We start from the raw sequence: 12139 nt of genomic DNA on the forward strand, positions 1-12139 counted from the left end.
GTGACAACCCACGTGATGGAGCCGGCGACAGAACGCTTGTTCGCGCATTGGGCCATGCTTCACGATCCCGCCGCGACCTGGATCTGGTCAAGGGACGAGGTTGCCGCAAATGCTGCCGAGCATGCGACGGCACAAGAGGTCACGGCGTTCTTCACGCAACTTCGCACAGCCAGCGACGCACCCGACCCGGAATGACATCGCCCCCTGCCCGGCAGCGGACTTTCGTCGCGCTACATTCCGACCCGATGAAGGCAAGGCTCAAAGCACGCCTGAAGAATGGCAGTCGAAGACCGCCGCGCAAGAATGCAACCTACTGGCTCAATATTCTCCACGACCCTGTCGCTCCAGAATTTCATTGATCTTCTGCATCTGGCGACCAGTGGGTGTCGATGCGTTGCCGCCGACGCGACTGGCACCGAGCCCTTGCATGTTCTGAAAAAAACTTGCCACCTTCACTTGCTTGAGAATTTGAGCATACTGGTTGAGCGGCGGCGGCAGGCTCTCGGCGAAGACCGCCGCAGCGCCAAACATCTCATCAAAGGCTGCAGCGGCAGCTTCATCTGAAACGCCCTTGTGAGGCCAGCCTTCCAGCACCTCCACAGCATCCTTGATCCGAAAAAAAGCGTCCATCTTGTCGTGTACGTCTTGGACCGTCGATATCTTCGATCTAACTGCCGCGATCCCATCGGCGGCGTCCTTGAGTTGCTTGCTTGCCTGGTTTGAGACCACGTGCCCGGCCAGTGCCAGTGCATGAGCCTGTTTGGCCTTTTCGTCGGCGGCCTGAAGAACTTCTTCTATGTTTTCATCATCAATGAAGGCGCTTCGGAGTGCATTGAGTAGTCCCATAAGACCCTACCTCCAGGATTTTATTTCCGTCAAAATACGTGAAGTACCAATCTGATATATGTATGAAATTTTCGCCTGATTTTGCCCATTGGTCAAGTTTTGCTTCCCGAGCGAGATCTGCGACCGGCTAATCGCCCGGAGTTGCGCTGACTTGACCTTCTGGACGTGGTCTGTTCCGCATGTCTTCCATGCCAGTAGATCCTCATGCCCGTAGAGAATGCAGGATGTCCCATTACTGCCATCTGTCCACGCCTTCGAGCGTATAGCGGACCACCCCGTGGCGGGCGGGATCGCAGCCTTTTCGTTTCTGGCATGCGCTCCATCAACTGTGAGCACCATGCCATCTACCACGACGATCTCGACAGCGTGTGATGCCCATGAAGACCCCCAGAGACGCTCGATATGCGCCCCAGACTGCGACCTCGACATGCTCGTGGGCATGGGGTGCCCAGAACGAACTTGCGCACCCACAAGCGCGGCGACACACCCCATTGTCGACAGGGTGGCGCACGGCGTCCTGGCCGAGGTGACCGAGCACCCTCGCACCAGGCTGTTTGAAGTCTGCGACGGTCTCGAGCCGGGTCCGGGTCTCGGTGAGTGACACTGCAACGGCACAAGCAAGCTTGCTGTCAGTATGGCGCCAAGACCCTACAAACGCCGACTAACCCCGCCTAATCCATAAACAACCCCACACGGATTCAAAATCTTGACGGGACCATTCCGGAACAATCCCGACCAGGCAACACGTACCCAAGAGCGCACTGAGCCCCACAAAGACCGGGGCAAGACACATTCCCCCGGAAGACGCGAACCCGTGCAGACACAGGGGGGAAAGAGCAGCCCTGGTACGGGAAAGGCCGTCATGTTGCCGGAAACGGGCATGCCCCTGGAAAGGGGAAGACAAGCAAGGGACGCACAAGCAGGCAGTGACAGAGTCGGGTTTGTCGGGGTGCAGCACCGCTCTGGCCCAGCCAACTGCCACACCGACCCTTGCAGAGAGATGTTTCGACAGGATCAGGGTGTATATGGACCGAGTGTGCCGGGGCGGGCATTCCTGTTCTTGCCAGCTGGATTATACCTCAACGACGCGCGCAGAACCAATTGCGAGGCGATCCGCAGCGTCTTTGGAGCGTCGCTTTCAGCCCCGAACTGTTCCAGCATCAATTCCCCCGCTTCCTTTCCGATGTCGTGCAAATTCATCCGCACGGTCGTCAAGGGTGGGTCGATGATGTCGACCAACGGGATGTCGTTGTACCCCGAGACGGAGATGTCCGACGGAACGCTCAGCCCCGCACCCCGGCATGCTTGAATGGCCCCGACCGCGACAAGATCGTTCACGCAGATGATGACCTCAGGCCGGCTCGGCGCAGCGGCCAGAAGCCTCTGCGCAGCCTGTTTCCCGTTCTCGGCGGACATACGATCCACATGGGCGACACGGTGTTCGGGCAAGCTCAGGCCGACTTGGGAAAGCGTGTCGCGTATACCCAGCCATCTCTCGCGGGCGGTGGACAGTCCCTGCGGCGCGAGGATGACCGCAATATCCCGAAACCCGAGGCCGAGAATGTGGTTGGTGAGATCCGTCATGCCGCCGTAACAGTCGTTGACGACAGCGGACGAGGTCGCGTCTTCGGTCTGCCGCAGAACGGACACCAGCGGAATGCCCAATTCCTTGCACCTTGCGACAACGGGATCATGCAGCCGTGTCGTCGCAAGGAAGATGCCATCGACCAGTCGCGACGCCATGCGATTGACGATGTCGATCTCCACGTCGATGTCGTACCCGGTATTGCTGACCAGAACGGCAAAACCCTCTGGAGACAGCGTCGCTTCGATCCCGCTCAGGATCGGTGGGTACACCGGGTCACTCATGTCATGCACGATGAGCCCGATGGACCGCGTCGACTGCGTGCGCAGGCTCGCCGCGACGGAATTCGGCTGATACCCCAGTTCCCGCGCAACCGATCTTACGCGTTCCGCGACGTCGTCCGAAATTCGTCCTTTCGAGCCAGGCCGCAAGACACGTGACACCGTCGAATAATGCACCCCCGAGGCGTTGGCGACATCGGCGAGCTTCACGCGGGCGACTTTGCCTTCAGAACGTTTGTTTTCGGGATCTGCCACCGTACCTGCCCTGCTCTTCCGATAACCCTGTTGCCACCCTCATATCCATTGATTGACGTACACGAGATGCGGCCAGGCCGTAATCAAGCCCAGCACGAATATCATCATGAGCGCAAACGGGATGGCCCCGAGAAACACGTCGCCAAGGGTAATTCTCGGGTCGTCCAGACAGCCCTTGATGACAAAACAGGCAATTCCAAGCGGTGGTGTCAGAAGCCCGACCTCGACCGCGATCACGGTCAGGATGCCAAACCAGATCGGATCGGCGTCGAACCCCTGCATGACCGGCAGAAAGAGCGGCACCATGATCAGGATGATCGACACGGAGTCGATGATCGTTCCGAGGACAAGGACGATCAGCACATAGATCAGTACGACCAGCAGGAATTGATCCGTGGCCGTGCGGACAAGGCCGCCGATCTCCATCGGAACACCGGCAAGCGCAAGCGATCGGCTGTACATGGTTGCCGCGATGATGAGAAAGCAGATCGACGCCGTGATATGCCCGGTCTCGAGCAGTACCTTCCAGAAGGACTTCAGGCTCATCTTCTTGCGAACAACCGCAAGCAAAAGCGCGCAGATCGCGCCAACGGCCCCCGCCTCTGTCGGGGTGAAAATCCCGCCATAGATGCCGCCCAGGACAATGATGACCAACCCCATCAAGGGCAGGAACTTGATGAGAATCCCACCGAGACTGTGCTCGTCACGCGGATCGTGTTGGGCGATGGCTGCCTGGTCGGAAAAGCGCCCTGTGCGGTCATAGACGAACCATGGCATGAAATACGCCATCCCGATGATCCCGAGACAATAGACGCTGGACAGCAGGATGCCCGGGCCGATGCCGGCAAAGAACATCATGCCGATCGATTGCTCGGTCAGGATGGCGTAGATGATCAGCAGGATGCTGGGCGGGATCAGCATGCCGAGAACCGAACTGCCGGCCACGGTGCCCACGGCAAATCGCGGGCTGTAGCCCAGTCGCAGCATCTCGGGCACGGCGACGCGGGTGAACACGGCAGCCGACGCGATGGAGACACCGGTGACGGCCGCGAAGACCGCGTTTGATCCAACCGTCGCCAACCCCAGGCCACCCCGGATCGGCCGCAGGAAATAGTCGCCGACATCGTAGGCATCCCGACCCACGTCGGATGCGCTCATGATCAGTCCCATCAGCACGAACAGCGGGATCACGGCAAAGGTCTGATCGGCAATGCCGTCGGCTGCCGCCAAAGTCAGAAGTTTCATGGCCAGCGTCAGGCTGTCTTTCTGAAGGGCTACGGAAAGAAAGGAGACCACGCTGAGCGCGATGCCCACATGCATTCCGGAATAGATCAGCAGGATAATTACCCCGACCGAAAACAGGCCGATTTCAAGCCCAGTCATTTGACACCTCCAGAGGTGATCACGAGTTCAAGCGAATTTGCGCAAATGTCAGCCGAGGCGGTGCGTTACCCGCCACGCAGGGCTTTGGCATTGCGAGCGGCAAGCAAAAGGAACTGGATGGCCGCAGCAACTGCCCCCACGAACATGATCCCTTCCAGCGGCCAGGTCGGTGCCGTGAAGATACCGACATTGCCCTTGTAATATCCCCTGCTCCAGGCATCGATCAGCCGCGGGAATTGGCCATAGGCGATGATCCCGAGCATCAGCGTGCCGGCCAGGTTGAAGACGAGCCGCAGCGATTGATCCGCCGCTTTCCCGCGCACCCTTGCCAGGAAGTTGAGAAACGTGTCCGAACGCGTCAGTCGCTTGACGCGGATCGTATGGGCCAGCTGAAGATAGACCACCGCGACAATGCCCATCTCGGTCAACTCGAAGGTTCCGGCCAGCGGCGAGTCGAACAGCCAACGACCGAAGACATCGATGTTGACGATGATCATCATGCCCAGAACAATGAGCGCACCCAGAGCGTCCATCCCGACCACGAAGGGCGTGAAGCCGGGGGTTGGCGGTTCCTCTGAAGGGGCCGGAGCCCCTCCAGACCTGGATTTCCCGGGGGCTGTCACTGGTCCCACTGCCGTGCAATGGGCTGATCGGCGTCGCGCATGGCCTGCATGTATTCAGCAAGGATTTCCTGCGCTGGAACTCCGTTGGCCTCCAGGTTGCTGGCCCATTCCTGCGCGAGATTGGGAAGGGTTGCGGCCCATTCCGCGCGCTCCTGCGGGTCGATCTCGACAACGCTGCCGCCATTGGCGACAAAGGTATCACGGGCTTGCGCCCCGAGTTCGGCAGCGAAGTTTCCGATATCCACACCGTATTGCTTGGCTGCCGCAATCATCGCTTCCTTGACCTCGTCCGGGAAGCCGTCCCAAGCCTGCTGGTTCGCGTTGATCACGTATGAATTCACACCACCGAGGTTTGCGTTGAAGTAATTCTCGCAGACCTCATAGAACTTGAGCGACACGACGGCCTCGCCCCAGACCAGCATCGCATCGACGACGCCGGTTTCGACCAGCTGGTAGAAGTTGCCAAGGCTGCCTGTGACCCCTGTGGCACCGGCGGGTTCGATCCAGCGCAGGTTCGGACCCGCACCCGCCACTTTCAACCCGTCTATGTCGCTCACCGAATTGATCGGCGCCGACGAACACAGGATGTAGTTGTCCGGAATGCCGCTTGCCGAAAGCGTGACCTGGTTCAACCCGGTCCACGTGTCCCGGAAAGCGGGGTACTTGTCGACAAGCCCGTCGACGACTTCATGGATCAGAACGAGGTCATTGGTGGTGAACGGCGTGACGTAACCGATCTGGTAGACGGGCAGCTTGTCGGCATGAAACGCGGTCGGGATCACCCCCATGTCCGCAAGGCCGGTTTCGATCGCCTCGAGCTCGCCGGCAGGCTTTGCCAAGGTACCCGAGAAGGCTTCCTGCCAGTTGATCGTGTAGTTGCCGGTCTCCGCCAGCCGTTCGTCGACGCCCGGCATGAAGCTTTCCTTCAGCATCTTGACAGCCGCCACGGCGGGCGAGAAGCCCGACACGATGCTGACATCGATTTCCTCTTGTGCAAATGCGGGTGAGGCAAGGCCCAGCCCTGTCGCCACCAGCATGCCGGTGATGCGGTTGCGAACACGCAGCGTGTCCTTGAGGTCTGAACAATTCATCGATTTCCTCCCTTTGATGATAGATGCACGCAGTCTCGCTATTCCTCCCGAGGCTGCGCTTGGCCGTTCACCTTCAAACTGTGAACGATTTCATTCGCCTGGCTGAGGGTCTGTTCGACGAAACACCCTCGACGTGCCGCGCTGACAAGTTCCGCCACCCGTGCGGGATCTGCGCTCGACGTGACATCGACGTCGATTTCAAACCCGACGGGCCGCCCTTGATAGGGCCCGACCGGGTCCGGCAGGGCTTCCCACCTGGCACGACAGTCGACCTTGACGTCTTCGAGATCGATCTTCAGTCGCTTGGCGAACACCCGGACCTGCGTCATGAGGCAGCCCACGAGACCGGTCAAAAAAAACTCGAGCGGCGTCGGAGATGTGTCCTCTCCGCCTTGAAACTTGCCTTCATCCGTGGCGAGCATCCGATTGACCTGAAACGGCTCGACCGCCGTCAGGTTGACCTCGTTGCGAAGCTTTCCGACGCACACGCCTTCGGCCGTGAAGTGGACGTTGAATAGACGGTCGGACATTTAGACTTCTCCGGAAACACGGTTGCGCAAACGTTTGCATGCACAATCATCGCTTTGGACTGCCGGGATAAATGCCGAAAACATCCATTTTGGTGTTCAGGAAATACTGGGTGAAGATCTTTGAACTTGCGCCCTATCTGGAAGGGAAAGCGCACACGTGTTTTGCAACCAGGTTGGTCGGCCGAGACTTGCGCCGACGAACGCGCGCCGCGCCTGAAACGGCGACCCCACGGCATATCTTGAGCATAATGGCCCGGGAGAGACGGGCAAGCGAACGTGCCCCTGAGACGCTCTCCATGTGACCCAGACTTTGATCTCGACATGCCCATGGACAGAGGGGGGGCCGAAACGAACGCGCGCCCGTACGGCCTCCACAGCCGCGCCCTGCCCTTCGAAACTACCGCACACGCAACGGGGCTCTTTCGTTGCACCTGGTCGACTTCGTGGCCTTGCTTGTGTAGCGGCAGGAGGGGGCCAAGGGAGTTCACGATGAGGCTTGCATCTCGCGAAGCGCCAAGCACTTACACGGGAGGTATCCTGCTGATGTGTGTCGGTGTTGCCTGCCTGAGCGTCAACGATGCGGTGGCCAAGACCCTGACCACGAGCTACGCACCCCTCCAGATCCTCTTCATGCGCAACGTGATCGCGCTGCCGTTCACCGTGCTGCTGGCATTCCTTCTGGGCGGGTCGTCTGCCTTGCGTTCGTACCGGCCCGCAGCACATCTGCTGCGCGGCGCACTCTGGGTCGGTGCGACGATCATGTTCTTCACGAGTTTCATGTATCTCGGCCTGGCGGAGGCCACCGCGCTGATCTTCGTCGCACCCTTCTTCATCACCGTGATCTCGGCGCTCTTTCTGGGCGAACACGTCGGCTGGCGGCGTTGGCTGGCGGTCCTGCTCGGTTTCGTGGGGGTTCTCTTCATCGTCCGCCCGGGCGGCGCGACGTTCCAACCGATTTCCCTTCTGCCCGTCGCGACTGCCCTGGTCTACGCATTGCTCATGCTCAGCGCACGCTGGGTTGACCCGCGCGAAACTGTGTGGACGCTGCTGGTCTACCTGACAGGGTCAGGCGCGCTGCTCGGTGCGCTCATCGTTCCATTTGTCTGGGTCCCGATCCGGGCAGAGGATATCTGGCTCTTCGCGGCAATCGCCTTTTTCGGAACGGCAGGCATGACCATGATGACACAAGCCTTTCGCGTGACCCCGGCCGTCGTCGTGGCGCCGCTCGATTACACGGGCTTGCTATGGGCCACGCTGTTCGGCTGGCTCATCTGGCGAGAAAGCCTGGATACGATGACGATCCTCGGTGCGGCAATCATCATTGCCAGCGGCGTCTTCATGATCTTTCGCAAGAAGGGGGTGGTCGTCTGAGCAGGTGTATACTTCGCCGCTTCGATGCACCCCTCGCGGGATTTAGCCACCCAAGCCGACCAGGTTTTGAGAAACGATCAACAAATGTTAGCGTGACTTGTCCGATGTCGAGAATGCATCTGCCGTCATGGAGCTGTTCGACGGGACCGAGGCAAGCATCGATCGGGCCGTGGCTGCGATCGACGACGACTACCAGCAGGCTCTTGACCCGGACAGCGGCGAGTTCCTGATGCAGGTTGTCGGGGTTCTGGACAACCCGCTCGGTTTCTGAAGCACGTCAACTCGGGAAAGGCCCGGGCGATGCCTCGTTTAACGAGAGGCTCATCGGGCATCGCTTGCCTTTGACTCCGTCGAGACTTTCGCCACTCAGGCTAAGACTAAACGACCCCAGAACAGGCGACGCTTCCGTCAACATTTACCGCTGGCCTTGAGCCAGGTCGGCCATCGTCATGCAAAGACAAGATCGTCTTCGGTGACAGCCTCGAAACTGCCCTCCGGTGCGCCGAAGCCCATAATACCCCCGCGCCAGGCATCGAGATAGCGACGCACCGCACATGAGCCCGTCATGCCCGCCGTCCAACATGTAGGCCATGGGCGGGTAGTGCCCCGCGAAGAGCGTGCCCCGATGACAAGCCCCTGACGGCAAATGTTGAAATGAGCATTTCTGTTGGCCCCCGAAAGGCCAACATTGCTTTTGACATAAGGTTTTTGCGGAAACTCTGAGGGAGAACACAGGTGAGCTAAGTCTCGAAAACATCTTCGAGAGGGCCGCGGCGGCTCGCTTCGAGCATTTTTGGTATTTACTTGCGTTTGGACGAAGCAATCTACTTGATCTCGGACTGTAATATTTACTTTACTATGGACGGCACCATTTACTTGAGGTTGGACATCTCTATATACTTATACTTGGACGCATGTGACGAACTGGGACGGTTATGGCAGACAAACGGGAGATCTTGGCCGGCGCCTTGGAAGCCCTGCACACCTTGCAGAAGCAAGGGCATCTTGTGGTTCGCAGCGGCGAAATCGACCCGGTGAGGATCAAGGCGCTAAGGAAGGCTGGCTATCTTCAGCCCATCATGAAGGGCTGGTATCACCTGTTGGACCCCAGTTCGCGTCCCGGTGACACGACGCCGTGGATGATGAGCTACTGGTCATTTGTCCAGAGATACTGCGAGCACCGCTTCGGTAGCGACTGGGTTCTCAGTCCTGAGATTTGCCTCGATCTGCATACTGGATCGCAGGTGCCGGCTACCCAGGTGATCGTGCATGCCCCTAAGGGAGGCAACAATGCTGTCGAACTCCCTGGCAAGCGGTCGCTCTTTGATCTGAGGGTCAGGGAGCTTCCTGAGCAGGATCGGAGGACGCAGCTGCCGAACGGGCTGAGGGTCTACACTCCGGAGGCCACGCTGATCCATATGGCAGAGAATTGCTATCATGCGCAGGCTATGTCAGTTGCAGCGCTAATGGGCAGCTACCGAAATGTCGATGCCCTGTTGCGCGCGGTGGTGGGCGGGGCGCACAGGCGCCCGGGTAACCGCCTGGTTGGCGCGTTCAAGCACTTGGGGATGGACGATCACTCCAGGCGCCTGGCCGATGGCATGCGCCGCGCAGATATGGATCTGAGGAATGAAAACCCCTTTACTGGGGAAGGCATTGCTGTTGTTGCTGGTGCGGCCCCGATCTCGAACATGTTGCGAGCGATATGGCAGAGGGATCGACAGGCGATCATTGACCTGCTGCCCTCTCTGGGAGGGCCTGTGGATGCCGACGAGGTGCTTGGGCAGATCGACGATGTCTACACTCATGATGCCTGGAACTCGCTCTCGATCGAAGGCTATCGGGTCTCTGAAGAGCTGATCGAGAAGATTCGCAGCGGAACCTGGGACCCGGAGGCCGACAAGTCGGACGCCACCTCTCGTGATGCTATGGCCGCGAAGGGCTACTGGAATGTTTTCCAGTCTGCCCGCGAGGTGGTGAAAACATCCATCGAGCGAGGTGAGCCGGTCTCGGTGCGCGACAATCTAAGCGATTGGTATCAAGATCTCTTCGAGCCGTCGATCGACGCGGGCATTCTAACGCGAGGCCAACTGATCGGATATCGCAATCACCCGGTATTCATTCGCACAGCCAATCATGTGCCCCCGGCGTGCGAAAAGCTCATGGATGCGATGGAGACCTACTTCGATCTCCTTGACGAGGAGGAGCATCCCGGAGTGCGTGCGGTGCTTGGTCACTGGCTTTTGGGCTACATCCACCCTTATCCGGACGGAAACGGACGCCTCGCTCGCTTCGTGATGAACGCGGTGCTCGCGAGCTCGGGTTATCCATGGGCTGTGATCCGGCTCGATCAGCGGAAGCGCTATATGCAGGCTCTCGATGCCGCGAGCTTTGGAGGAGACATCACTCCCTTCGCGAAGCTGATTGGCGAGCATCTTGGCAATAAGCCCTAACAGAAAAGCAATGTCTCGAAAGCGTGTTTGCGCGGATTTTTCGCGCCAGCGCACTCCGAGCTGTGCTCCACAACACAGAATGGTCACCCAAAGAGGGATGCCATCAACTTTTACCGTCAGGGGCTGGGCCCCGATGAGGCCCTTTCAACCAGACCAGTGCCTGGCTCTCATCCTCGAACAGAATGGCCAGTGCCTTGTAGATCCCGAGAATGGCCGAAATCCGCAATAGCGTATCAAGGGGCAGCGTAAGCGGCTGGTGCTCACGCGCCTTTTTAATCCACTGATGATAGGTCGAACGACCCGGGTCGCCGAGGATGGCGATCCGTTCCGCCTCGCTCAGATCAAACCTGTCCGCGATCGCGCGAAAGCTCCGCAGACCCGGAGCACTCGTCCGTGCGCGGTCCTCTTTGGAGATGGTGCGAACTGCATGCCCTCGGAAGGGGTCGAGACATCGGGAAAATCAGCAATCTGCATCCTCTGCCTCCTTGGTCCAAATATGGATCTATAGTCCACATATGGACAAATCAACGCCAGCGAAGCCTTTCATCCTTCGCGAGAGGCGTCATGCCCGTCCGATTGTATTCGATAAGATCTGCTGTCGGACTTCGCGGATCTGCGGCGTTGCCATGGCCGTGCCGAAGGCACAGCGCAGGCTTTCGAAAAGTCCTTCTATCAAGGGGTTACTGCAACTTGCAGATCATGATCCCAAGAGAAAAGGACCACCCCATGACCACCCCCGTTTCCCCGACATTGGCTTTTCTGCGTGACGCCATCGAGCAGAGCCCCAAGACCCAGCGCGAGATCGCCCGCGATGTGGGCTTTTCATCCCCCAACGCCCTGTCGATGATGAAGACCGGCGAATGCAAGGTCCCGATCAGCCGCATCCCGGCACTCGCCAAGGCGCTGGACGTCGACAGCCAGGAGTTCGTGAAGATCGCCCTGCGCGAGTACCAGCCCGAGATCTGGATGGTGATCGACGACCTGATGCGCATGCGCCTGACCGAGTTCGAGGCGGAGTTTCTGGGCAGCTACGCCTATATCTGCGGCGACACCGAACTGCCCTGGGACGAGGCGATCCAATCGCTTGTCTACGGCCTGCTGCGCCTGATGCGCGACCGCCATCTGGGCACGATCGGCAAGGCCGCGATGCACGAGGTGAGCCCGGAGGTGATGTTCGAAGAAGACGACGCCGTCACCCGCGAGCTGTTGGAACTGCGCGTTCTGGAAGCCCGTGAAAAGCAGGAAGGCAGGAAGATCGATCCCGAGAACGAGTCCTGAACAAAGAGAGCAAGGCGGCGGGCCACAGGATGGCCCGCCCGTCGCGCCCTGACACCGCCCCTGACACTGCCCACCCGTGCGCGACCCTCACACACCTTCGGCAAGAGCCAGGACTGATCCCGTCACGGGAAGAAAGACGCCCTGAGTGCGCCCAGCATGCGTATCTTTGTTTTGGGCTACCCATGCCGCAGAAATGTAGAGGACCCCCCTCGCGGTCCCAGCCCCTTGCGCCAAATGTTGAAATTACTGTTTCGCCCAGACGAGTTTTCCGAAGTGCCTTTCAAAGTCCCCACAAGATCGCGTAAAGGCCATCCATCACCTCTTGGCCTTCATCCGGAGAGAGACGATGGACAGGCGTCACATGCCGTAAACGGTGCGCATCCACCGTAAGTGGCATGTGTGCACGAATGCGATAGAGATCGCCCTCGATCCGGACATCGATG

10 protein-coding genes and 1 pseudogene are annotated in these 12139 nt (G+C 59.3%); 5 read left to right on the forward strand and 6 right to left on the reverse strand.

The features are described 5' to 3' along the window. Positions 1-195: pseudogene (locus LCF60_RS21710) on the forward strand (blue light sensor protein); the annotation flags it as partial. A gap of 123 nt (positions 196-318) precedes the next feature. On the opposite strand, the gene LCF60_RS21715 reads toward LCF60_RS21710, so the two are convergent. The 6 genes from LCF60_RS21715 to LCF60_RS21740 form a co-directional block, all read right to left on the reverse strand. Beyond that, entirely contained in the window at positions 319-846 is a 528-nt protein-coding gene (locus LCF60_RS21715; protein ID WP_292294631.1) for a hypothetical protein, read from the reverse strand. A gap of 1014 nt (positions 847-1860) precedes the next feature. After that, positions 1861-2922, reverse strand: a complete 1062-nt coding sequence (locus LCF60_RS21720) for a LacI family DNA-binding transcriptional regulator (RefSeq protein ID WP_292294632.1) — start codon at positions 2920-2922, stop codon at positions 1861-1863. 84 nt (positions 2923-3006) lie between these two features. Continuing rightward, entirely contained in the window at positions 3007-4350 is a 1344-nt protein-coding gene (locus tag LCF60_RS21725; protein WP_292294633.1) for a TRAP transporter large permease, read from the reverse strand. A gap of 65 nt (positions 4351-4415) precedes the next feature. Further along, entirely contained in the window at positions 4416-4883 is a 468-nt protein-coding gene (locus LCF60_RS21730) for a TRAP transporter small permease subunit (protein WP_292294634.1), read from the reverse strand. Positions 4884-4969: 86 nt separating this feature from the next. Next, positions 4970-6064, reverse strand: coding sequence for a C4-dicarboxylate TRAP transporter substrate-binding protein (locus LCF60_RS21735; RefSeq protein WP_292294635.1), 1095 nt, complete (start codon positions 6062-6064; stop codon positions 4970-4972). Positions 6065-6102: 38 nt separating this feature from the next. Next, positions 6103-6594 (reverse strand): OsmC family protein, encoded by a 492-nt coding sequence (locus LCF60_RS21740; RefSeq protein WP_292294636.1) that lies wholly within the window; start codon positions 6592-6594, stop codon positions 6103-6105. 489 nt (positions 6595-7083) lie between these two features. Between LCF60_RS21740 and LCF60_RS21745 the strand changes: the two genes are divergently transcribed. The 4 genes from LCF60_RS21745 to LCF60_RS21760 all read left to right on the forward strand — a co-directional run bounded on the left by LCF60_RS21745 (position 7084) and on the right by LCF60_RS21760 (position 11696). Beyond that, positions 7084-7965: a DMT family transporter gene (locus tag LCF60_RS21745; RefSeq protein ID WP_292294637.1), complete on the forward strand. Its 882-nt coding sequence runs from the start codon at positions 7084-7086 to the stop codon at positions 7963-7965. A 97-nt stretch (positions 7966-8062) separates the two neighbouring features. Next, positions 8063-8236, forward strand: a complete 174-nt coding sequence (locus LCF60_RS21750; protein WP_292294638.1) for a hypothetical protein — start codon at positions 8063-8065, stop codon at positions 8234-8236. A gap of 664 nt (positions 8237-8900) precedes the next feature. After that, positions 8901-10418: a Fic family protein gene (locus tag LCF60_RS21755; protein WP_292294639.1), complete on the forward strand. Its 1518-nt coding sequence runs from the start codon at positions 8901-8903 to the stop codon at positions 10416-10418. A 726-nt stretch (positions 10419-11144) separates the two neighbouring features. Beyond that, positions 11145-11696: a helix-turn-helix transcriptional regulator gene (locus LCF60_RS21760; RefSeq protein WP_292294640.1), complete on the forward strand. Its 552-nt coding sequence runs from the start codon at positions 11145-11147 to the stop codon at positions 11694-11696. The last annotated feature ends 443 nt before the right edge of the window (positions 11697-12139 follow it).

The sequence above is a fragment of the Marivita sp. genome (assembly GCF_020055635.1).
Classification (GTDB): domain Bacteria; phylum Pseudomonadota; class Alphaproteobacteria; order Rhodobacterales; family Rhodobacteraceae; genus Marivita.